16 protein-coding genes are annotated in these 22700 nt (G+C 66.0%); 12 read left to right on the forward strand and 4 right to left on the reverse strand.

Features of this window, described 5'->3' with window-relative positions:
• Window positions 1-43: 43 nt before the first annotated feature.
• The 3 genes from OSH12_RS20760 to OSH12_RS20770 form a co-directional block, all read right to left on the reverse strand.
• Window positions 44-577, reverse strand: a complete 534-nt coding sequence (locus OSH12_RS20760; RefSeq protein ID WP_266345534.1) for a GrpB family protein — start codon at window positions 575-577, stop codon at window positions 44-46.
• A gap of 77 nt (window positions 578-654) precedes the next feature.
• On the reverse strand, window positions 655-2262 hold the full coding sequence (locus tag OSH12_RS20765) for a phosphoenolpyruvate carboxykinase (RefSeq protein ID WP_266345535.1): 1608 nt from the start codon (window positions 2260-2262) through the stop codon (window positions 655-657).
• A 283-nt stretch (window positions 2263-2545) separates the two neighbouring features.
• Complete coding sequence (locus OSH12_RS20770) at window positions 2546-3277, reverse strand: HugZ family pyridoxamine 5'-phosphate oxidase (protein ID WP_266345536.1); 732 nt, start codon at window positions 3275-3277, stop codon at window positions 2546-2548.
• A gap of 239 nt (window positions 3278-3516) precedes the next feature.
• Between OSH12_RS20770 and OSH12_RS20775 the strand changes: the two genes are divergently transcribed.
• The 12 genes from OSH12_RS20775 to trxA all read left to right on the forward strand — a co-directional run bounded on the left by OSH12_RS20775 (window position 3517) and on the right by trxA (window position 21017).
• Entirely contained in the window at window positions 3517-4227 is a 711-nt protein-coding gene (locus OSH12_RS20775) for a response regulator transcription factor (RefSeq protein ID WP_266345537.1), read from the forward strand.
• 26 nt (window positions 4228-4253) lie between these two features.
• Window positions 4254-6041 (forward strand): sensor histidine kinase, encoded by a 1788-nt coding sequence (locus OSH12_RS20780; protein ID WP_323180704.1) that lies wholly within the window; start codon window positions 4254-4256, stop codon window positions 6039-6041.
• Window positions 6038-6490, forward strand: a complete 453-nt coding sequence (locus tag OSH12_RS20785; protein ID WP_266345538.1) for an HPr kinase/phosphorylase — start codon at window positions 6038-6040, stop codon at window positions 6488-6490. Before OSH12_RS20780 ends, OSH12_RS20785 begins: the two co-directional genes overlap by 4 nt.
• A gap of 171 nt (window positions 6491-6661) precedes the next feature.
• Window positions 6662-7063, forward strand: coding sequence for a PTS sugar transporter subunit IIA (locus OSH12_RS20790; RefSeq protein WP_266345539.1), 402 nt, complete (start codon window positions 6662-6664; stop codon window positions 7061-7063).
• A 5-nt stretch (window positions 7064-7068) separates the two neighbouring features.
• Window positions 7069-7359 carry an HPr family phosphocarrier protein gene (locus OSH12_RS20795; RefSeq protein WP_266345540.1) on the forward strand — a complete coding sequence of 97 codons (291 nt, stop codon included), beginning with the start codon at window positions 7069-7071 and terminating at the stop codon, window positions 7357-7359.
• Between the two features lie 115 nt (window positions 7360-7474).
• Window positions 7475-8878, forward strand: coding sequence for an adenosylhomocysteinase (ahcY, locus tag OSH12_RS20800; protein ID WP_266345541.1), 1404 nt, complete (start codon window positions 7475-7477; stop codon window positions 8876-8878).
• Window positions 8879-9253: 375 nt separating this feature from the next.
• Entirely contained in the window at window positions 9254-11686 is a 2433-nt protein-coding gene (locus OSH12_RS20805; protein ID WP_266345542.1) for a PAS domain-containing sensor histidine kinase, read from the forward strand.
• Window positions 11683-13185 carry a tRNA (adenosine(37)-N6)-threonylcarbamoyltransferase complex ATPase subunit type 1 TsaE gene (gene tsaE / locus OSH12_RS20810; RefSeq protein WP_266345543.1) on the forward strand — a complete coding sequence of 501 codons (1503 nt, stop codon included), beginning with the start codon at window positions 11683-11685 and terminating at the stop codon, window positions 13183-13185. Before OSH12_RS20805 ends, tsaE begins: the two co-directional genes overlap by 4 nt.
• A 59-nt stretch (window positions 13186-13244) precedes the next feature.
• Window positions 13245-13988 (forward strand): nucleotidyltransferase family protein, encoded by a 744-nt coding sequence (locus tag OSH12_RS20815; protein ID WP_266345544.1) that lies wholly within the window; start codon window positions 13245-13247, stop codon window positions 13986-13988.
• A gap of 6 nt (window positions 13989-13994) precedes the next feature.
• The gene (gene addB, locus OSH12_RS20820; protein ID WP_266345545.1) at window positions 13995-17114 is read left to right on the forward strand and encodes a double-strand break repair protein AddB; all 3120 of its coding nucleotides are present in this window, start codon (window positions 13995-13997) and stop codon (window positions 17112-17114) included.
• Window positions 17111-20620, forward strand: coding sequence for a double-strand break repair helicase AddA (gene addA, locus OSH12_RS20825; RefSeq protein WP_266345546.1), 3510 nt, complete (start codon window positions 17111-17113; stop codon window positions 20618-20620). Before addB ends, addA begins: the two co-directional genes overlap by 4 nt.
• A 76-nt stretch (window positions 20621-20696) precedes the next feature.
• Complete coding sequence (gene trxA / locus OSH12_RS20830; RefSeq protein ID WP_266345547.1) at window positions 20697-21017, forward strand: thioredoxin; 321 nt, start codon at window positions 20697-20699, stop codon at window positions 21015-21017.
• Between the two features lie 104 nt (window positions 21018-21121).
• Here the strand turns inward: trxA and OSH12_RS20835 are convergent, their stop codons facing one another.
• Entirely contained in the window at window positions 21122-22441 is a 1320-nt protein-coding gene (locus OSH12_RS20835) for a bifunctional folylpolyglutamate synthase/dihydrofolate synthase (RefSeq protein WP_266345548.1), read from the reverse strand.
• Between the last annotated feature and the right edge of the window lie 259 nt (window positions 22442-22700).

Below are 22700 nucleotides of genomic sequence, written 5' to 3' on the forward strand. Positions count from 1 at the left end.
GAGCAATCGCCGGGCCTTTTTCTTTTGGAGACGAAAAGACGGCTCAGCGGCCTCGATAGAACTCGACCGCCTCGACTTCCGTCGCGCGAATCCAGGCCGACTTGGCGTCGGTATAGGCGTGTGAATCGCTAGGGTGGCGGTCGCGGCTGCGTAGCTTCACGGCTTCATACTCGCGAGCCTTTTCGGGGTTGGCGCGCAGGTAGTCGCGAAACGCCAGATGGCGCTCGATATGCCGCGAGCCCTGTTCAAAGATATGGAGCTGGATGCAGCGCTGGCCCGTCGCGCCGTCGGTGAGGGTCGCATAGCGGCGACCGGCCATGCCGTACTCGCCCCACCATTCATAGCCGAGGTCGAGCAATATCGATCGGCAGGCGTCGAAGGCGGTGATCGAGAAAACGACGGGGATCAGGTCGAGGATGGGCTTGGCGACGATGTCGGCGATCGCGGTCGATCCGATGTGATGGACGACGATCAGATGCGGGCCGAGGGCGTCTGCGAGGCGTTGTGCCTCGTGCTCGGCAGCGGGCTGCCAGGCGGGCGAGTGTGGCTGAAGGTCGACCGGGATCGGCTGTGGCACGAAAAGCTCCCAGGCTGCTTTGCGACAGCCTGGGAGGGTAGCGAAGGCAACGCCCTTCGAAAAGGGACGTTACGAGATCAGGCGACCATCGCGCCGGGGGCCGCGGCGGTCACGGTGGCGTCGACATGGTCTTCGAACTTTTCAAAGTTCGTCAGGAACATGCCGACCAGCTTTGCCGCCTGCGCGTCGTAGCCGGCCTTGTCAGCCCAGGTCTTGCGCGGGTGCAGGATGTGCGGCTCGACGCCGGCCACGTCCGTCGGAACCTGGAAGCCGAAGGTGCGGTCCGTGTAGAAGCGCGCATCGTCGAGCGAACCGTTCAGGGCGGCCGTCAGCAGCGTGCGGGTCGCCTTGATCGGCATGCGACGGCCGGTGCCATAGGCGCCGCCGGTCCAGCCGGTGTTGACCAGCCAGCACGAGACGCCATGCTCGGCGATCAGGCTCCGGAGCAGATTGCCATACTCAGCCGGATGACGGGGCATGAACGGCGCGCCAAAACAGGTCGAGAACGTCGCCTGCGGTTCGGTAACGCCCTTCTCCGTACCGGCGACCTTGGCGGTGTAGCCGGAAAGGAAGTGGTACATCGCCTGCTCGGCCGTCAGCTTGGCGATCGGCGGCATCACGCCGAAGGCATCGGCGGTCAGCATGACGATCGTCTTGGGGTGACCGGCCCGGCCCGTTGCGCTCGCATTCGGGATGAAGTCGAGCGGGTAGGCGGCGCGGGTGTTTTCCGTCCGCGAAGCGTCGTTGAAATCGATCTCGCGCGTGACGGGATCGATGCCGACATTCTCCAGCACCGTGCCAAAGCGCTTGGTGGTGGCGAAGATCTCCGGCTCGGCCTCGGCCGAGAGCTTGATCGTCTTGGCGTAGCAGCCGCCTTCGAAGTTGAAGACGCCTTCCGGGCCCCAGCCATGCTCGTCATCGCCGATCAGCGTACGCTTGGGATCGGCGGAGAGCGTGGTCTTGCCGGTGCCCGACAGGCCGAAGAATACGGCCGTGTCGCCATCCGGGCCGACATTGGCCGAGCAATGCATCGGCATGACGCCCTTGGGCGGCAGGGTGAAGTTCAAGTAGGTGAAGACAGCCTTCTTCATCTCGCCGGCATAGGACGTGCCAGCGATGAGGATGATGCCACGGCTGAAATCGCAGGCAATCATCGTCTCGGTCCGCGAACCGTGCCGCTCCGGATTGGCCTTGAAGCTCGGCAGGTCGAGGATGGTGAGTTTCGGCACGAAGGATTTCAGCGCAGCCTGGTCCGGGCGGATCAGCAGGTTGCGGATGAACAGCGAGTGCCATGCTTTTTCGGTGAAGACGCGCACGGCGACGGTCTCGGCCGGGTCGGCGCCGCCTTGCAGATCCTGCGCGAACAATTCGCGGCCCGACGCATGTGCGAGCATATCGGCATGAAGGGTGTCGAAATGGGCCGCGGACAACGGCTTGTTGTTGTCCCACCAGACCGCGTTCTCGGTCAGCGCGTCGCGGACGACGAACTTGTCCTGCGGCGAGCGGCCGGTATGGACGCCGGTCTCGACGGTCAGCGCGCCATCGATCGACACCTTCGCTTCGCCGCGGCGAAGCGACTCCTCATAGAGAGCCGGTGCCCCATAGTTCCAGTAGAGACCGGCCAGCCACTTCAAGCCGAACTGATCGGCGCCATGGGCAGGGTTGCGAATGCCGTTCTCGGTCACTGGTCTTCTCCTCTGAGAGACTCTCGCTGTTCTTGGCGAGGCCTCGCTCCGGGAAAGGGTGCGCCGCATCAGCGATGCGCACCGGCTCTGTCGACAGCGAGTGCTGCCGACAGGCCGGAACGTAGAGGATCGCATTTCGCTACTGCAACAAAAACCGCATCGCTCCAGTTATCGTGATCCGATTAAATCGATTTAATCGACATGACGTTAAGCAACGAGAGCGTTGTTGCTAATATTTTGACGTCCAAACAAACGGAATATTCTAACTGTTTGTGAAATAGTATTATTGTTCCAGGGATCTCGCTTGTTTTGCGAAGGATTTCAGGTAGCCGCCGGCCTCGCCAACGGTGGTTGCGCGGGTCGGGAAGGGCAACCGCGCGCGCTGCGTGCTGGTGGCGATATCGATGCCCTCCGGATCGCAGCCGGTCATGCGCCAGGCGCCGCCCGGCAGGCCCAGCAACTTGATCGCGTAAAGCGCGATGGCGTCGGCGTGATCATCGTTCATGTGCTCGACGACCATCTTCTCGCCGTCGAGAAGGTCCTTGCAGTCGGAGAGATCCAGAATGAGGTCCTTGGCCGGCACCTGCGCGATGTTGCCGAAGCCGGCGACGAGATGCGAGCTGACCACGTTCATCACATAGTGATGGAAGCCGGGCAGGGCGGAAGCGCGAGCGGCCTTGCCCTGGTGCAGCGCATAGCGCCAGGCGGCATGCTCGTCATCGGTGCGCTCGACCGTACCGACCAGGGTGATGCGCGCGCCGGCCAGCGGGTTGCCTGTCTCGCCGCCGGGGGCGACCAGCAGCACCGAGGCGCGCGGATCGCGCTTCAGATTGTGGGTGTGGACGGCGAGGTCGGAGAGGCTGAAAATCGGGCGTCCGTCGGTCATGGTCGCCATGGTGGCCAGCGTCGCGAACGGATTGCCGGCTTCATCCAGGGTCGCCAGGCTTCCTGCGATGGTGCTGCGGATGACGGCGCGACCGGTTGCGACCGGATCGAAGGGAGTATTTTCGAGCATCTTTGCCTTCCTAAAGAGTGGCGAACTGAAAAGCTGATTACCATCTACATGTTTCTATGTCTCTCATGGCATAGAACTTTTCCGCGCCATTGGCGTAGCGGGTTTAAATCCGTTAGGCTGCACGCCATATTTTCTGCGTATTCCTGCGACGTTTAGGCGGGGCCGGCGGCTCACGTGACACCCTCTGCCATCCGTCCGGTCAACGCCCATCCGGGGCCGCTTTCGGGAGAAGCCCATCTATGCCGACGATCGCATTGGTCGACGACGATCGAAATATTCTCGCCTCCGTGTCGATCGCACTGGAGTCCGAGGGATATCGCGTCCAGACCTACACCGACGGCGCCTCCGCCCTTGACGGGTTCCAGCAGTCCCTGCCGGACCTCGCCATTCTCGATATCAAGATGCCGCGGATGGACGGAATGGAGCTGCTCCGTCGCCTGCGCCAGCGCACCGATCTGCCGGTTATCTTCCTGACCTCGAAGGATGACGAGATCGATGAATTGTTCGGGCTCAAGATGGGCGCGGATGATTTCATCAAGAAGCCGTTCTCGCAGCGCCTGCTGGTCGAGCGCGTCAAGGCTGTCTTGCGCCGCTTCCAGCCGCGCGAAGCCGTTGCCTCCACCACCAGCAAGGTTCCGGATGCTGCCCGCAATCTCGATCGCGGTGCGCTGTCGATGGACCAGGAGCGGCACACCTGCACCTGGAATGGTCAGCCGGTAACGCTGACCGTCACCGAGTTCCTGATCCTCTATGCGCTCGCGCAGCGCCCGGGCGTCGTCAAGAGCCGCAATGCCCTGATGGACGCCGCTTATGACGATCAGGTCTATGTCGACGATCGCACCATCGACAGCCACATCAAGCGGCTGCGGAAGAAGTTCAAGGTCGTCGACGATGACTTTGACATGATCGAGACGCTGTACGGCGTCGGCTACCGCTTCAAGGAGGCCTGACGCGAAGTCTGGCTGAGTAGAGAGGCATGACGATCAGCATCGAGGAGCCGACAGTAGCGCCGCGCCGGCGACCGAAACGCTTGCGCCTGCGCATGATGCGTCGTTTTCTCGGCCGCATGGTGCGCTCGATCGGGCCGCACGCCTTCTCCAGCCTGACGCGCCGGATCATCATCCTCAACCTTGCGGCGTTGATCGTCCTGGTTTCAGGTATCCTCTATCTGAACCAGTTCCGGGCCGGACTGATCGACGCCCGGCTGGAAAGCCTGCTGACGCAGGGCGAAATCATCGCCGGCGCGGTGGCCGCCTCCGCGACCGTCGAAACCAACAATCTGACGATCGATCCGGACAAGCTGCTGGAACTGCAGGCCGGCGAAAGCCTGGTGCCGGGCGAAAGCTCGATCGAGGGCCTCGACTTCCCGATCAATCCCGAACGCGTCGCGCCGGTGCTGCGCCGTCTGATCTCGCCGACCCGGACGCGCGCCCGCATCTATGATCGCGACGGCAGCCTGGTCGTCGATTCGCGTCATCTCTATTCGCGCGGCCAGATCCTGCGTTTCGATCTGCCGCCGGCGGATGAAGAGCCGGCGCTGTTCGATCGCATCTGGCAGTGGTTCAATGTCCATCTGCAACGTGATGATCTCCCGATCTACCAGGAGCTCGGCGGCTCGAACGGGCGCGGCTATCCCGAAGTCGCCACCGCACTCGATGGCGGCCCGTCCTCGATCGTCCGCATTACCGATGGCGGCGAGCTGATTGTCTCCGTCGCGGTGCCGATCCAGCGCTATCGCTCGGTGCTCGGTGTGCTGCTGCTCTCGACGCAGGGCGGCGACATCGATCAGATCGTCCATGCCGAGCGCATGGCGATCGTTCGCGTCTTCCTCGTCTCGGCCGGCGTCGTCGTGCTGTTGTCGATCCTGCTGGCCAGCACCATCGCCGTGCCGCTGCGCCGGCTTGCCGACGCGGCCGACCGCGTCCGGCGTGGTGTCACCGCCCGGCCGCAGATTCCCGACTTCTCCAATCGTCGCGACGAGATCGGCCACCTGTCCCTGGCGCTGCGCGAGATGACCGGCGCGTTGTTCAACCGCATTGAGGCGATCGAAAGCTTTGCGGCCGATGTCAGCCATGAACTGAAGAATCCGCTGACCTCGCTGCGCAGCGCTGTCGAGACGCTGCCGCTTGCCAAGACGGCAGCCTCCAAGAAGCGGCTGAACGATATCATCCAGCATGATGTCCGCCGTCTTGATCGCCTGATCAGCGATATTTCCGATGCGTCGCGGCTGGATGCGGAACTGGCTCGCCAGGACTCGGCGCCGGTCGATGTCGCCGCCGTGGTCGAGGCCGTCGTCTCGATGGCGCGCGACACCACGCCGCCGGAGGGACCCCGCATCACGCTCGAGATTGCCGAGGCCGAGGAGGCTGACGCTTTTGTCGCTCTCGGCCATGACAGCCGGTTGGCGCAGGTCTTCACCAATCTGATCGATAACGCCCGCTCGTTCTGCCGCCCGGATGGCGCCGTGCGCGTCCTGGTGCGGCGGAGCGGCGGCTCCATCGATGTCGTGGTCGAGGATGATGGTCCCGGCATTCGCGCCGAACAGATCGAGCGCATCTTCGAGCGGTTTTATACCGATCGCCCCGAGCAGGAGGCGTTCGGCCAGAATTCTGGGCTCGGCCTGTCAATCTCCAAGCAGATCGTCGAGGCGCATCGCGGCCGGATCTGGGCGGAAAACCGGTCCAAGGGCAAGGCGACGAAAGCGGACCGCGCCGAGATCGTCGGTGCCCGCTTCACGGTGCGGTTGCCTTCGGCGACATCGTGACCACGGAGATTTCCCCAACCATTCATGGCGGCGCCGTCTGGGTCGATGGCGCCGGCGTTTTGGTGCGCGGGCCATCAGGGTGTGGAAAATCGTCGCTGCTGTTGGCGCTGTTGATGGCCGATCGACCGGCGAGCCGGCTGGTTGCGGACGACCGCGTCGTACTCGCCGTCACCGACGGCCGGCTGTATGCCGGCGCGCCCGAGATCCTGGCCGGGCTCTTGGAGATTCGCGGCCAGGGCCTTGTAACTGTGCCGTATTTGTCGCCAGTCTCGATCGATCTTGTCGTTGATTTCGAACCACCCGAGCAGTGTCTTCGCATGCCCGACGCGGCGGATCAGACCGCCTCGATCGAGGGCATCGCGCTCCGCCGGCTGGTCCTTCCCATAGGTCAGGCCGACGGTTGGATACGGGTTCGCGCCGCATTGGCGTTCCGTTCAGCGATTGTCTAGTATCGTTCTTGTTCGTATGGAGAGCGCCCTGCTTTTTTCTTGCGTTGCGGTAGGGTTCGGTCAAGATGCGGCGCCATGGCCGATCCTGACCGGCCGCCGGGAAAAAGCGGTCTCGACGTCTTTCAGGGCTCCCGTCGGGCTCGAACTGAGAAAAGCAGGTATTCGAAGGGCATGATCGGGCTCGTCCTTGTTACCCACGGCCAGCTCGCGACCGAATTTCGCGCGGCTCTGGAGCATGTTGTTGGCCGGCAGACGCAGATCGAAACGATCGCGATCGGCCCCGAAGACGACATGGAGCGTCGGCGCCAGGATATCCTGGAAGCTGTGATCAGTGTCGATGACGGCAGTGGCGTCATCCTGCTCACCGATATGTTCGGCGGCACGCCCTCCAACCTGGCGATTTCCGTGATGGAAGCCGGCCGGGTCGAGGTCATCGCCGGCGTCAACCTGCCGATGCTGATCAAGCTTGCCAGCGTCCGCATCGAGAAACCGCTGGCAGATGCCGTCACCGGCGCGCAGGAAGCGGGCCGAAAATACATCAATGTGGCCAGCCAGGTTCTGGCAGGGCATTGAGCAGCATGATCGACACCGAGACTTCCGAGTTCTATCGCGACCTGCCGATCGTCAATCGCAAGGGCTTGCATGCCCGTGCCTCGGCCAAGTTCGTGCAGTGCGCCGACGCCTTCGAGGCGTCGATCACCGTGTCGAAGGACCAGAATACGGTCGGCGGTACGTCGATCATGGGACTGATGATGCTGGCCGCCGGCATCGGCTCGTCCATCCGCGTCGCCGCCGAAGGCCCGGATGCGGAAGCGGCGCTCAATGCCATTGCTGCCCTCGTCGCCGACCGGTTCGGCGAAGAAGAATAGCGCCGCGCCCGCTGGCTTGGTCCGAGCGCACATAAAGACATCTTTATATCCTGATTGCTGCCCGGCGTTGTCTCGGCTATAAGCGCGACAAACTCAACGCATGGAGATAGCCAAGATGGTTGCCGCCAACGACTTCGCGATCAAGGATATCGGCCTCGCCGACTGGGGCCGCAAGGAACTCTCGATCGCCGAGACCGAGATGCCCGGCCTGATGAGCGTTCGCGCCGAATTCGGCCCGTCGCAGCCGCTGAAGGGCGCCCGGATCGCCGGCTCCCTGCACATGACCATCCAGACCGGTGTGCTGATCGAGACGCTGAAGGCGCTCGGCGCCGACCTGCGCTGGGCCTCGTGCAACATCTATTCGACCCAGGACCACGCTGCCGCGGCGATCGCGCAGTCGGGCGTTCCGGTGTTCGCCATCAAGGGCGAGAGCCTCGAGGATTATTGGGAATACACCCATCGCATCTTCGAATGGCATGATGGCGGCGTTCCGAACATGATCCTCGACGATGGCGGCGACGCCACGGTCCTGGTCCATCTCGGCCTGCGCGCCGAGAACGGCGACACCGCCTTCCTCGACAAGCCCGAGAACGAGGAAGAGGAAGTCCTCTTCGCCGCGATCAAGAAGCGCCTCGTTTCGAAGCCCGGCTGGTATGGCGAGATCGCCCGCTCGATCAAGGGCGTCACCGAAGAGACGACGACGGGCGTGCATCGCCTGTACGAGATGCAGAAGAAGGGCACGCTCCTCTTCCCGGCCATCAACGTCAACGACTCGGTCACCAAGTCGAAGTTCGACAACCTCTATGGCTGCCGCGAGTCGCTGGTCGACGGCATCCGTCGCGGAACCGACGTGATGATGTCGGGCAAGGTCGCCATGGTCGCCGGCTTCGGCGATGTCGGCAAGGGTTCTGCCGCCTCGCTGCGCCAGGCCGGCTGCCGCGTGCTGGTTTCCGAAGTCGATCCGATTTGCGCCCTGCAGGCGGCGATGGAAGGCTATGAGGTCACGACGATGGATGACGCCGCTCCGCGCGCCGACATCTTCGTCACCGCTACCGGCAATGTCGACGTCATCACCCTCGACCATATGCGGGCCATGAAGGACCGCGCGATCGTCTGCAACATCGGCCACTTCGACAGCGAGATCCAGATCTCGGCGCTTCGCAATCTGAAGTGGAACAATGTGAAGCCGCAGGTCGACGAGATCGAGTTCGCCGACGGCCACCGCATCATCCTTCTGTCGGAAGGCCGCCTGGTCAATCTCGGCAACGCCACCGGCCACCCGAGCTTCGTGATGTCGGCGTCCTTCACCAACCAGACGCTGGCGCAGCTCGAACTCTGGACCAAGCCGGGCCAGTACGAGAACAAGGTCTACACCCTGCCCAAGCACCTCGACGAGAAGGTCGCGGCGCTGCACCTGGACAAGATCGGCGTCAAGCTGACCAAGCTCAGCGACAAGCAGTCCGCCTATATCGGCGTGGCGCCGGCCGGCCCGTTCAAGCCGGACCACTATCGTTACTGACGGATTAATTCGGGTCTGACGATCGGCCGCAGCGGGTCTCTACCCGTCGTGGCTAGCCAACAGGGTGAGCGCTATATTTTGAGCGCTTGCCGACTTAACTGCCGGTTAACCACGATCATCTGATAATCCAAGGCCACGCGGGTCCCCCGCGTGGCCTTTTTCTCGTCGTCATCGGCTTCACACCGGATTCACTCAGCCGCTACATTGGCGGAGTGATTCGCATGAGAGCCGGAGTTTCCAGTCGGCGCCGGGACGGGTCGATTTCTTTTCTCTGACGCGGAAGGGCCCTGCCGCATGCTTTGGCATCGCAGGAATTTGGATGGGACTCGCGGTGGAAGCCGCTGGAGGTCCATCCTGCCGACACTGCGACGAACCATGCTCACGGCGACGTCGCTGACCGGTCTTGTGCTGATGACGGGGCGCGCGACAGCGGCCGAACACTCAGTAGGTTTGCTGAACGCGGGCAAGACCGCGATGGCGAGTGCCCTGTTGGGCGTGCTGGCCTTCAGCGTGCTGGGCGCCGTGGCGTTGCTGCGCGCCCGCAACCGGGCCGAAGCCGAAAATGCCTCGCTGAAACACAGGCTCGCCGATCTGAAGGCCAAGGCCGATAGGGCCGAAGCGCTCGTCGACGCCGAGGATCAGCGCCTTGTTGCCTGGAGCGCCCCGGGCGAACCGCCCCTGGTCATCGGTCGGTTGCCTGAATCCTGTGGTGCGCCGGAGGAGCGGGCGGCTTTCCTGGCCTTTGGAACCTGGCTGGTTCCGGCTGCAGCGGGTCGTCTCGATGGCGCGCTGGAGAAGCTCCGCCGGAACGGCGAGACCTTTGCCGTCGCGCTCGAAACCAGGAATGGCAGTTTCGTAGAGGCCGCGGGACGCACCGCTGGCGGTCGCGCCGTGGCGCGGTTTCGCGATCTCTCTGGCGACCGGCTCGCTCTGGCGGCGCTCGAAGCGCGGCATCATCGCCTGACCGAAGAGGTTGAGGCGATGCGCGCCCTTCTCCAGGCGACGTCGATGCCGGCCTGGATTCGCGGCAAGGACGGCAAGCTTTCCTGGGTCAACAACGCGTTCGCGCGCGCCGTCGAAGCGCAGGATTCCGCGGACGCCGCCGCTCGCAATCTCGAATTCCTCGATACCGCCGGTCGCGAGGCGATCGGCGTCGGTCATGATGCCCAGCCCGTATTCGAGCGCCGCCTGCCGGCGATCGTCGCCGGCTCGCGTCGTATCTTCGACGTGGTCGATGTCGTTTCCGGCACCGGCAGCGCCGGCATCGCGATCGATGCGACCGAATTGGAAACCGTCCAGAACCAGATGAAGCGCCTGGTCGAGTTCCATGCGCGAACGCTCGACCAACTGGCGACCGCCGTCGCTGTGTTCGGACCGGATCGCCGTCTGCGTTCCTACAATGCTGCGTTCCGCTCGCTGTTCAGCCTCGACGCCAGTTTCCTCGATACCCTGCCGGACGAGAGCGCCGTGCTGGAGCGCATGCGCGCCGGCCGCAAGCTGCCGGAACAGGCGGACTTCAAGAGCTGGCGCAACGACCTGCTGGTCGCTTACCAATCGCTGGATGCGCGCGAGCATTGGTGGCATCTGCCGGACGGGCAGACATTGCGGGTGCTCGCCAATCCGCATCCGCAGGGCGGCATCACCTGGATCTACGAGAACGTCACCGAGCAGCTGGAGCTGGAAAGCCGCTACAATGCTCTGTCGCGGGTGCAGGGCGAGACGCTCGATCATCTGGCGGAAGGTGTGGCGGTGTTCGGCTCGGACGGCCGCCTGCGCCTCGACAACCCGTCCTTCGCGCGGATCTGGCATCTCGATCAGAAGTTCCTGGCGACGCATCCCCATATCGGCGAGATCGAGCGCGCCTGCCGGCGCCTGCACGACGCGCCGGAGGCCTGGAAGCGCTTCACCACTTCGGTGGCCGGTCTCGACGAGGGCAGGGCGCCGACCTCGGGCCGGATGGAACGCTCCGACGGCCGCGTCATCGATTATGCCACGGTGCCACTGCCCGGCGGCCAGACCATGGTCACCTTCATCGATGTCAGCGACACGGTGCAGGTCGAACGCGTGCTGACCGAGCGCAACGACGCGCTGGAAGCGGCGGACGGCCTGAAGAACGCCTTCATCCAGCACGTGTCCTATGAGCTGCGCTCGCCGCTGACCAACATCATCGGCTTCACCCAGCTGCTCTCCGACGTCTCGATCGGTCCGCTGACGGACAAGCAGCAGGAATATACCGGCTACATCCTGTCCTCGAGCGGTTCGCTGCTCGCCATCGTCAACGACATTCTCGATCTCGCGACCGTCGATGCCGGCATCATCGCGCTGGATCTCGGCGAGGTGGATGTCGAGCGCACCGTCGCCGCGGCAATAGAGGGCGTGCGCGACCGGCTGCAGGAATCGCAGCTGGTTCTGGAAACCAATATCCCCGGCGGCATCGGCAGCTTCGTCGCCGACGAGAAACGCGTCCGCCAGATCCTCTACAATCTGCTCTCTAATGCCGTCGGCTTCTCCTCGCATGGCAGCTCGATTGTGCTGAACGCCAGCCGCTCTGCCGACGCGATCATCTTCAGCGTCCAGGATCAGGGACCGGGCATTGCGCCGGAATTCCTCGATTCTGTGTTCGACCGCTTCGAGAGCCGTGCCGCCGGTTCGGCGCGTGGTGGCGCCGGCCTCGGCCTTGCCATCGTCAAGAGCTTCGTCGAATTGCACGGCGGCACCGTCAGCATCCGCTCCGAGGAAGGACGCGGGACAGAGGTCAGCGTGCATCTGCCGATCCGGCCGACCGAGCTGGCTGTTGCCGCTGAATGAGTGCGCTGGAGCCGATCCGGGTCGAGTTGCCCGACGAGCAGGCGACCATCCGACTGGCCGAGGATGTCGCGGCCAAGCTCGCCATTGGCGATGTCATCGCGCTCAGGGGCGATCTCGGCGCCGGTAAGACCAGCTTCGCCCGCGCTTTGATCCGGGCCGTGGCGGCGGATGCCGGCTATGAAGTGCCGAGCCCGACCTTCACCATCGTCCAGACCTACGACACCCGCCTGCCGATCGCGCATTTCGATCTCTACCGGCTTGGCTCCATCGACGAGATGCAGGAGATCGGCTTCGACGAGGCGGTGAGCGAGGGCGTGGTACTGGTCGAATGGCCGGAGCGGGCTGAGGGATATCTGCCGGCCAACCGGCTGGAGATCGCGCTCGACATGCATGGCGCCGGGCGGATGGCGACGCTTTCGGGCGGTGGCGACTGGCCGCAGCGCCTGCAACGCACGCTGGCGATTCGCGCCTTCCTCGATCATGGCGGCTTTGCCCTGGCTTCCCGCCGCCATCTGCAGGGCGACGCCTCGACGCGCGCCTATGAGCGGGTCGAGACGCCGGATGGCGCTCGCGCCGTGCTGATGGACGCAGCCGAACGGCCGCCGGGCCCGGCGGTTCGCGACGGCCGCACCTATGACGATCTCGCCCATCGGGCGACCAATGTCCGTCCCTTCGTGGCGATGAGCGACGGCCTGCGCGCCGCCGGCTTCTCGGCGCCCGCCATCCTCGCAGCCGACCTGCCGGCGGGGCTGCTGCTTGTCGAGGATCTCGGCAACGAGGGCGTGCTTCAGGATGGCGCGCCGGATGCCGAGCGCTACGGCGTCGCCGTCGATGTTCTGGCGGCGCTGCACGCCGCGCCACGTCCGCGCGACGTGCCGCTGCCGGACGGTACGATCCATACCGTGCCGCCCTTCGATGCCGATGCGCTGATGATCGAGGTCGACCTGCTGCCAAGCTGGTTCGCGAAGCATCTGACCGACGCGCGCCTGTCGGCCGAGGCGGAAGCCGAATTCGTCGCCGTCTGGCGCGAACTGTTCGTCCGGTTCGACGCGGCGGAAAAGAGCTGGCTGCTGCGCGATTTCCATTCGCCCAACCTGCTCTGGCTGCCGGAGCACGAGGGCCTGCGCCGGATCGGTATCCTCGACCATCAGGATGCGATGATCGGCGCCTCGGCCTATGATGTCGCCTCGCTGTTGCAGGATGTCCGCGTTTCGGTCGAGCCGGCTTTGGAATCAGCCCTCGCCGATCGCTATGTCGCGGCGCGCCGGGCGCTGGGTGCGTTTGACGAAGCCGCCTTCCGCGAGGCCTACGCGATTTCGGGCGCGCAGCGGGCGACTAAGGTGCTGGGCGGATTTGCACGACTGGCGGTCGCCGCCGGCAAGCCCCAATATCTCCGTCACATTCCCCGTGTAAGGGGCTATCTGAAGCGGTGCCTGCGCCATCCGGTTCTTTCCGGACTGGCACTCTGGTATGAACGATACCTGCCGCTCGACGATTGACGGCGCGCCCCCGGGGCGGCCGACGAGAGCCAAGAACAACGGAATTGCCCGAGACCGATATGCCAACCTCCCCCTCCAAGACGCCGATCCATCCGAAGCGCGCCATCGTGCTCGCCGCCGGTATCGGCAAGCGCATGCGGCCCGTCACGGCAACGGTTCCCAAACCCCTGATCGAGATCGCCGGCCGCTCGCTGATCGACCACGCGCTCGACCGCCTCGCCACCGCTGGCGTCGAGGAAGCGGTGGTGAACGTCCACTACCTCGCCGATCTCGTTGAAACCCACGTGAAGAAGCGCAAGGCCCCGAAGGTCATCGTCTCGGACGAGCGCGGCGCGCTGCTGGAGACCGGCGGCGGCATCACCAAGGCGCTGCCGCTGCTCGGCGACGAGCCCTTCTATGTGATGAATTCGGACTCGTTCTGGATCGAGGGGCCGCGCCCCAATCTCGATTGGCTCGCCCGCGCCTGGGACGACAGCAAGATGGACGCCGTGCTGATGCTGGCGCCGACGGTCACCGCGATCGGCTATCCCGGCCTCGGCGATTTCATCATGGAGAAGGACGGCCGGCTCGCCCGTCGCGTCGAGCGCACTGTGGCCGCCTTCGTCTATTCCGGCACCGCTATCCTGTCGCCGCGCCTGTTCGCCGACGCGCCCGAGGGCTCGTTCTCGCTCAACGTGCTGTTCGATCGGGCGATCGAGGCCGGCCGCCTGTTCGGCATCCGCATGGACGGCACCTGGCTGCATGTCGGCACGCCGGAAGCGATCCGCGAGGCCGAGATGTCGGTTTCCGAAAGCGCAGCCTGAGGCACGATGACAAGGTCGGACCCGCGCGTCTTCACGATCCCGCCGGGCACGCCCTTCCTGCCGACCCTCGTCGACGCGCTGTTCTCCGGCCGGTTCGGAGCCATTCCGAATCCGGCTAAGGATCCGCTGGCGCTGGCCGATATCACCATCCTCGTGCCGACGCGCCGCGCCGCGCGTTCGCTCCATGCCGAAATCCTCGAGCGTCTCGGCGGCCGCGCCGCGATCCTGCCGGCGATCCGGCCGATCGGCGATGTCGACGAGGAGGACCAGATCCTCGAGGCCGCCGCCGACGATCCGGACGGCCGGCTCGTCCTGCCGGAGGCGATCTCGCGGCTCGACCGGCTGCTGGTGCTGACGCGCCTGACGCTCGCCTGGGGCCGCGCGGTCCGGCGCGAATTGCTGTCGCTGTCCGAAGATGATCGCGTTCTGGTGCCGGCCTCGGCCGCCGATGCGTTCCATCTTGCCGGCGACCTCGCACGGCTGATCGACGACATCGAGACAACAGGCATCGCCTGGGAGAAGCTGGAGACGCTGGTCCCCGACGATCTCGCCCGCTACTGGCAGATCTCGCTCGATTTCCTGCGCATCGTCGGCGAGCAATGGCCGGCTTTCCTTAGGGAGCGCAGCCTCGCCGATCCCTCCGTCCGTCGCGATCACCTGATCCGCGCCGCCGCTGCCAGGTTGGAAGCCTCGCCGCCGCGCGGCCTGGTCATTGCCGCCGGCTCGACCGGCTCGATACCCGCCGTCGCCGAGCTTTTGTCCGTCATCGCCCATCTGCCGAACGGCGCCGTCGTTATGCCCGGCATCGATACCGAGCTCGATGCCAATGGCTGGGTGGCGATCGGCGGGCTTTCAGCGCCGGCTCGTTCGGCGCCTGGCCATCCGCAATATGGGCTGAAGCAGCTGATCGAGACGATCGGCGTCGAGCGTGACGAGATCGTCTCGCTCGGCGCCATGACGCCGGACATGGCCGAGCGCGTCCGCCTGATCTCGGAGGCGATGCGCCCGGCCGAGACGACCGAGGACTGGGCCACCGCGCCGCCCGTCGCCGCTTCGGCCATCGGCGATGTCGCGCTGGTCGTCGCCCGCACCGAGCAGGAGGAGGCGGTCGCGATCGCGCTCGCCATGCGCGAGGCAATCCGCGAGCCGGGCCGCACGGCGGCGCTGGTGACGCCGGATCGCCGCCTCGCCGGCCGCGTCGCCATCGAGCTCGGCCGCTTCGGCCTGTCGGTCGATGATTCCGCCGGCCGGCCGCTGATGACCTCGTCGCCGGGTACGCTGGCCCGACTGCTGGTGGCGGCGGCGAAGTCGAATGGCGCGCCGCTCGACCTGCTGGCGCTGGCCAAGCATCCGCTCGCCTCCTTCGGTCTCGGCCGTCAGCCCTGCCGCGCGGCCATCGACATTCTCGACCTCGTCCTGTTCCGTGGCCAGCTGCTTGCGGATGGGCTGGAAGGGTTGGTCGAGGCTCTGGACCGTGCCGAAGCGGACCTGCCGACCGCTCGATATGCCCCCTCGGCGGTCAAGCGACTGGGCCCGTCCGAATGGCAGGCGGCGCGCGATCTTGCCGGCCGGATGGCGGAGGCGATCGAACCGCTTAGCCGACTCATGGACGGCGTGAATGCCTCCGACGCCAAGGCGATGACCGCAGCCGTCGTCGAAGCGCTCAAGCTGGTCGCGGCGCGCGAGGATGGCAGCGACGACATCCTTTGGGCCGAGGAATCCGGCCAGGCGTTGGCGACCCTGCTCGCTGGCCTGATGAGTGACGACGCCGAAGCGCTCGACATGGCCGGCTATGAATATCCGGGCTTCCTCGATGCGACCATGGCCGGCGTCGGAGTCCCGGCGCGGCCGGGCTCCGACCCGCGCCTGTTCATCTGGGGAACGCTCGAGGCGCGGCTGCAGATCGTCGATCTGATGGTGCTGGGCGGGTTGGACGAGGGCGTCTGGCCATCCGAGACCCGGACCGATCCATGGCTGTCGCGTTCGATGCGGGCAGAGCTGGGTTTGGAAGCACCGGAGCGCAAGCTCGGCCAGTCGGCGCATGATTTTACGAGCGCCTTGTCAGCCGGCAAAGTAGTCGTCACCCGCGCCGAACGCCGGGGCGGCACGCCGACGGTGGCCGCGCGCTGGTTGCAGCGCCTGCTGGCCCGACTCGGCAAGAGCGAGGCGAAGGCGCTCGCTGCCCGTGGTTTGCGCTATGTCGACTGGGCGCGCGCGCTCGATCGCACGGCCCGGCCGGTGCCGATCCGCCGTCCCGAGCCGCTGCCGCCGATCGAGGCTCGCCCGCGCCGTCTTTCGGTGACCGAGATCGAGACGCTGATCCGCGATCCGTATGCGATCTATGCGCGCCGCATCCTGAAGCTCGATCCGCTCGATCCGATCGGTGTCGTGCCGGACGTGGCGCTGCGCGGCACGCTGATCCATGACGCGCTGGGCGATTTCATCCAGGAATGGAAGGGGCCCTTCGACGCCTCGGCGTTGACGGCACTGACGATCATTGGCCGCCGGGTCTTCGCCCGGATCGAGCCTTTCCCCGCTGTCTATGCGCTGTGGTGGCCGCGCTTCGTGGCGATCGCCGAGTGGTTCATCGGCTGGGAGGCCGGCCGCGATGCCGTTGCCCGCCGGCTGGCCGAGATCGGTGGTGCCTGGGCATTCCCGGCGCCGGCCGGCGAATTCAAGCTGACCGGCCGCGCCGATCGCGTCGATATCCGGCTCGATGGCTCGCTGGAAATCCTCGATTTCAAGACCGGCTCGCCGCCGAGCGCCAAGCAGCTTTCGACCGGCCTCGCGCCGCAGCTGGCGCTGGAAGTGGCGATGGCGCGCGGCGGCGGTTTTCAGGATGTCGAGGCAGGCGTCTCTGTGACCACGCTCGGTTGGGTCGGGCTCGGCAAGGTCGGCAAGGGCGAGCCCTTTTCCTCGGCCGTGACCAAGGACAAGTCCGCCGACGAACTCGGCGACGAGGCGAAGACGCGGCTGTATTCGCTGATCGAAGCCTTCGACGATCCGAAGCGCGCCTATGTCTCGCGGGCGCGGCCGATGTTCGAGACACGCTTCGAGAGCCCCTACGATCATCTCGCCCGCATCCGCGAATGGGCGCTGGGCGACGCCGAGGAGGGCGGCGAATGAGCAGCGTGATCTCGGTCGATGCCAGGACGAAAGACACGCAGGCGCGGGCGACGGATCCCGAAGCCTCGGCCTGGGTTTCGGCCAATGCCGGCTCCGGCAAGACCTACGTTCTGGCCCGACGCGTCATTCGCCTGCTGCTCAACGGTGCCGATCCGGCCTCGATCCTCTGCCTGACCTTCACCAAGGCGGCGGCGGCGGAAATGTCGAGCCGCGTGTTCGAGATCCTCGCCGGCTGGACGACGATGCCTGACGCCGAACTGTCGGCGATCCTTGCCGATTATCAGGGCGAGGCGGTCCTGCCCGCGAACCTCGTCACGGCCCGCCGGCTGTTCGCCCGGGCGTTGGAGACGCCGGGCGGGCTGAAGATCCAGACCATCCACGCCTTCTGCGAAAGGCTGCTGCACCAGTTCCCGTTCGAGGCGAATGTCGCCGGCAGTTTTGAAGTTCTGGACGATCGCGGCGCGTCGATCCTGATCGCGGATGCGCAACGCCAGGTGATCGCGCGCGCCTCGCTGGAGGCCGATACCGCGCATGGCCGGGCCTTTGCGCGCGTCCTGGAAGCGGCGAGCGATCAGGGCATCGAGGCGGCGCTGGCGGCGATCGTCTCGTCGCGCGACGCGGTGCGCGAATTCATCGTCGGCGCCGGCGACCTCGTGAGCGGCCTGCGTGATCTCCGCCGCGCCCTCAGTCTCGGCTCGGGCGAAACGGCGGAAAGTCTGCGCGACCGCCTCGGCTCGGAAATCCCGCTCGACGATGCCGAGCTTCGGCAGCTGGTCGACAGGCTTTCGGCCAGCGGCGCCAATGACAAGAAGAGCGCGGCGCGTCTGGCGCCGATCCTGACGGCGGAGACGATGGAAGGCCGGGCGACCGCCTGGCTCGCCTATCTGATGACCAGCGACGGCCGCAAGCTGCGCGAGGTCAGCGGCCTCGCCGCCAAGGCGATCCGCGACGGCTGGCCGGGGCTGGAGGAAAATCTCAGCGACGAGCGCGACCGCATCGAATTCCTGCTCGACCGCATCGCGTCTGCCGAGGCCTATGCGGTGACGAGCGCCCTGCTGACGCTCGGCGACGCGGTGATCGGCGAATATGAACGCGCCAAGCAGGTGCGCGGCGCGCTCGATTTCCAGGATCTGGTGGTCAAGACCGCCAATCTGCTGTCGCGCTCGGATGCTGCCGCATGGGTTCATTACAAGCTCGATCGCGGACTCGACCACATCCTCGTCGACGAGGCGCAGGATACCAGCCCGCGTCAGTGGCAGGTGATCGAGCGGCTGGCGGGCGAGTTCTTCTCGGGCCAGAGCGCGCGCGACATCATCCGCACCTTCTTTGCTGTCGGCGACGAGAAGCAGTCGATCTATTCGTTCCAAGGCGCGGTTCCCGCATGGTTCGCCCGACAGCGCGAGACCATCGGCCGGGGCGCGCGCGAGGCTGGCGCGCTGTTCCATGAACTCGAACTGCAGCTCTCCTTTCGCTCGACGCCGGATGTGTTGGCCGCGGTGGACGAGATCTTCCGTACCGAGGACGCGCATACGGGCCTGACACAGGCGAAGGCGGCTCCGGTCCACGCGGCGGCGCGCCGGCTCGATCCCGGTCGTGTCACCTATTGGCCGCCGATCGAGGCCGACAAGCCGCCGCAGCCGGACGACTGGCACACCCCGCTCGATCGCCTCGACGACAAGAGCCCGGAAGTGCGGCTGGCCGAGCGCATCGCCGAGACCGTCGCCGGCTGGAAGCGCGACAAGGCGACGATCGCCGCGACGGGTAAACCGATCCGCGAGGGCGGAATTCTGGTGCTGACGCGCAAGCGCGGGCCGCAGACCGACGCCATCAACCGCGCGCTGAAGGCGGCCGGCCTCTCCGTCGCCGGCGCTGACCGGCTGGCGCTAGCCAGCCATATCGCCGTGCTCGACCTGCTGGCGCTGGCCGAGATCCTGCTGCAGCCGCGCGATGATCTGGCGCTGGCCGCTCTGCTGAAGAGCCCGCTGATCGGCCTCACCGAGGAGCAGCTGTTCGAACTGGCGCATCCGCGTGGCGGCTCGCTCTGGTATGCGCTCGACCGCGCGACGGATCCGGCCGCGATCGAGGCTTCCGCCCGGCTGAAGACCTGGCGCAGCCGGGCCGAATTCATGAGCCCCTACGCCTTCTTTGCCCGCATCCTCGGCCCGGATGGTGGCCGCAGGCGGCTGCTGGCCCGGCTCGGGCCGGAGGCGGACGACGTGCTGGACGAGTTCCTGGCGCAGGCGCTCGCGCATGAGCAGGCCTCGGTGCCGTCGCTGCAGGGCTTTGTCGGCTGGATGCGGGAGGCGGCGACCGAGATCAAGCGCGATGCCGATCTCGCCCGCGACGAGATCCGCGTCATGACCGTGCACGGCGCCAAGGGGCTCGAGGCCGACATCGTTTTTCTCGTCGATACCGGCTCGAAGCCGGTGCATGCGAGCCATGACCCCAAGATCGTGGCGCTGGCCGACGATCCCGACGCTGCCGATGGCGCGCCGCTGGTCTGGGTCGCGCCGGGCGCGAGAAAGCCGCAGATCGTCGAGGATGCCCTCGGCACGCTGCGCGACAAGGCGCGCGAGGAATATCGCCGGCTGCTCTATGTCGGGCTGACGCGGGCCCGCGACCATCTGATCGTCTGCGGCACGGTGAAGGCGAATACCGGCGCCGACCTGCTCTGGCATGAACTGGTCGGCAAGGCGCTCGGTGTCGATGGTCGTACGGTGCCGGTCGAGCTTCCGTCCGAGAGCTTTGACAGTGTCGAGTGGCGGCAGGACTGGAGCCGCGCCGCGGTGCCGCCGCTTGCCGATGCCGCCGATGCGGGCGAGCGCGCCGTCGAGCCGCTGCCGGATTGGCTGGCGGAAAATCCACCGCCAGCGCCGCCGATGCCGAAGCGGCTGACACCCTCGGCCGCCGTCGGTTTTGCCGAGGCGGAGCCGGCGTTTCCGCCGGTGACGGCGCTGGATGCGCGGCTCGATCCCGCCGCGCTGACGGCGCTCGATCGCGGCCGGATCATCCACCGGCTGCTGCAGGCGCTGCCGGACCAGCCGCCGGCGCAGCGGGCCGGCATCGCGGCGCGCTATCTGGAAGTCGTCGGCAAGGACTGGAGCGAAGCGGAGCGTCAGGCGCTGGTCGATCGGATCCTGCCGGTCCTCGACGACGACAGCTTCGCCGCCCTGTTCGGACCGGAAAGCCGGGCCGAGGTGCCGATTGCCGGTGAAATCGAGACCCGGAGCGGGATAGCCTCGATCTCCGGCCGCATCGACCGGCTCGTCGTGCTGCCGGACCGGGTCGTCATCGTCGACTACAAGACCAACCGGCCGGCGCCGCGCGAGCTTGCCGATGTGCCGGAGGCGCATCTGGCGCAGTTGGCGCTCTATCGGGCGCTGCTTTCGACGCTCTATCCCGACCGGCCGATCGAGACCGCGCTGCTCTGGACCGAGATCCCGCTGTTGATGGCGATCCCGTCGGAGTTGCTCGATAGTCGCATGGCTGCCATTACCGCTGCATGAAATCCCTTTGCCTTGACCGGCAAGAGACGGGTTCCTACCTTAGAACCACTCTCCTCCATCCCATTTGAGGCTTGCCATGGCGACTGCCAAAGTAACGGATAGTTCCTTCGACGCCGACGTTCTGGGGGCATCCGGCCCGGTTGTCGTCGATTTCTGGGCGGAATGGTGCGGTCCCTGCCGCATGATCGCGCCCGCGCTCGAAGAGATCCAGACCGAGTTGGAAGGCAAGGTGACCATCGCCAAGCTGAACATCGACGAGAATCCCGAGATTGCCGTGCGCTATGGCGTGCGCTCGATTCCGACGCTGATCCTGTTCAAGGACGGCGAGCCGGCTTCCATTCAGGTCGGCGCCGCGCCGAAGAGCCGCCTGTCCGACTGGATCAAGGGCGCGATCTGATCGTTTCCGACATCGTCCGAATATGGAAACGGGGCCCGCTGGGCCCCGTTTTCGTTTGGGTCGAGGATGGGGTTAACGGCCGGGTTAACAACGGCCGTTTTCGATCACGCTGGTAGCGTTCCGTTAGCCGCCAGCACCGTGCCGCCGAGATAGAGCGAGCCGCAGATCAGAATTCTGGGCGCGATGCCGGGCGGCAGCATCTTTTTGATCGCAGCCAGCGCTGCCTCGACGCTCGGCGTCGCCTCGGCGGAGAGCCCGGCGGCCTCGGCGGCGGCGGCAAGCTCGCCCGGGTCGCGACCGGCATTTGAACCCTCGATCGGCACGGTGAAGACGTGCTGCGCCAGTCCGGCGAAGGGGCGGAAGAAGCCGACCGGGTCTTTCGTCACCAGCATGCCGGCGATCAGGTAGAGCGGCCGCGAGACTCGTTCTTCCAGATCGGCCACCGCCTCGGCGATGACGGCGCCGGCGCCGGGGTTGTGACCGCCGTCGAGCCAGAGCTCGGCCTCGGCCGGCGCCTGGTCGACCAGCTTGCCGCTGGTCAGCCGCTGCATTCGCGCCGGCCATTCGACGTTCTGCAGACCCGCCTCGATCGCGGCAACCGGCACGTCGAGGCTGGAGCGGCGCAGCGCCGCGATGGCGGTGCCGGCGTTGACGAACTGGTGCCGGCCGGGCAGGCGCGGCGGCGGCAGGTCGAGTAGCCCGTCCTCGTCCTGATAGACCAGACGCCCGCGCTCGGCATGCGCCACCCAGTCCTGGTTGCCGATGAAGGTCGGCGCCTTGAGACGGGCGGCGTCGCGCTCGATCACGTCGAGCACGATCCCCGGCTGCGGCGCGACGACGACCGGACGGCCGAACTTGATGATGCCGGACTTTTCATGCGCGATGCCGTCGAGGGAATTGCCGAGGAACTTCTCATGGTCGACCGAGATCGGGGTGATCACCGCGACGTCGGGATGGTCGATGATGTTGGTGGCGTCGTAGCGCCCGCCCAAGCCCACTTCCAGCAGCGTCACATCGGCCGGGTGGTCGGCAAACAACTTGAAGGCGGCGGCGGTGGTGATCTCGAAATGGGTGATCGGCGCGCCGTCATTCAGCGTCTCGATGGCGAGCAGCGTCTCGACCAGTTCGTCCTCGTCGACAAAGCGACCGCCACCCTTCTGGCCCAAGCGGATGCGCTCGTGGAAGCGGACGAGATGCGGCGAGGTGTAGACGTGGGCCGTCAGTCCGGCCGCCTCCAGCATGGCGCGCAGGAAGGCGGTGGTCGAACCTTTGCCGTTGGTGCCGGCGATATGGAAGACGGGGCCAAGCTTGGTCTCGGGCGAGCCGAGCTTCGCCATCAGCGGCTTCAGCCGGTCGAGGGAGAGGTCGATCTCTTTCGGGTGGAGCTGGAACAGGCGCTCCAGAATGACGCTGCTGCGATCCATGAGGCGATCCATAGAGCAAGACCCAGTTTAGCCGGAATCCCGCTTCTTACCTCTCCCTGAGGGAGAGGTCGGAGCGAAGCTCCGGGTGAGGGTTTAGGGACCATCCGGTGAGGCCGTAAACCCTCACCCGCCGCACTGCGTGCGTCGACCTCTCCCTCAGGGAGAGGTGAAGAGTGCTTCAAACCAGATGTAGCCTGCTCAAGCCGATCCACCGGGCGACTTTTAGAGGCATTGCCCCGTTGTGAAGGCGGCGGCCTGA

This window comes from Kaistia terrae (genome assembly GCF_026344005.1).
GTDB classification, from domain to species: Bacteria; Pseudomonadota; Alphaproteobacteria; order Rhizobiales; family Kaistiaceae; genus Kaistia; species Kaistia terrae.

Bases quoted from the DNA above. Each gene is read 5' to 3' on its own strand.
- OSH12_RS20770 (WP_266345536.1), bottom strand. From the start codon at position 3,277: ATGCTCGAAAATACTCCCTTCGATCCGGTCGCAACCGGTCGCGCCGTC.
- OSH12_RS20775 (WP_266345537.1), top strand. From the start codon at position 3,517: ATGCCGACGATCGCATTGGTCGACGACGATCGAAATATTCTCGCCTCC.
- OSH12_RS20780 (WP_323180704.1), top strand. From the start codon at position 4,254: ATGACGATCAGCATCGAGGAGCCGACAGTAGCGCCGCGCCGGCGACCG.
- OSH12_RS20790 (WP_266345539.1), top strand. From the start codon at position 6,662: ATGATCGGGCTCGTCCTTGTTACCCACGGCCAGCTCGCGACCGAATTT.
- OSH12_RS20795 (WP_266345540.1), top strand. From the start codon at position 7,069: ATGATCGACACCGAGACTTCCGAGTTCTATCGCGACCTGCCGATCGTC.
- ahcY (WP_266345541.1), top strand. From the start codon at position 7,475: ATGGTTGCCGCCAACGACTTCGCGATCAAGGATATCGGCCTCGCCGAC.
- OSH12_RS20805 (WP_266345542.1), top strand. From the start codon at position 9,254: ATGCTCACGGCGACGTCGCTGACCGGTCTTGTGCTGATGACGGGGCGC.
- tsaE (WP_266345543.1), top strand. From the start codon at position 11,683: ATGAGTGCGCTGGAGCCGATCCGGGTCGAGTTGCCCGACGAGCAGGCG.
- OSH12_RS20815 (WP_266345544.1), top strand. From the start codon at position 13,245: ATGCCAACCTCCCCCTCCAAGACGCCGATCCATCCGAAGCGCGCCATC.
- addB (WP_266345545.1), top strand. From the start codon at position 13,995: ATGACAAGGTCGGACCCGCGCGTCTTCACGATCCCGCCGGGCACGCCC.
- addA (WP_266345546.1), top strand. From the start codon at position 17,111: ATGAGCAGCGTGATCTCGGTCGATGCCAGGACGAAAGACACGCAGGCG.
- trxA (WP_266345547.1), top strand. From the start codon at position 20,697: ATGGCGACTGCCAAAGTAACGGATAGTTCCTTCGACGCCGACGTTCTG.
- OSH12_RS20835 (WP_266345548.1), bottom strand. From the start codon at position 22,441: ATGGATCGCAGCAGCGTCATTCTGGAGCGCCTGTTCCAGCTCCACCCG.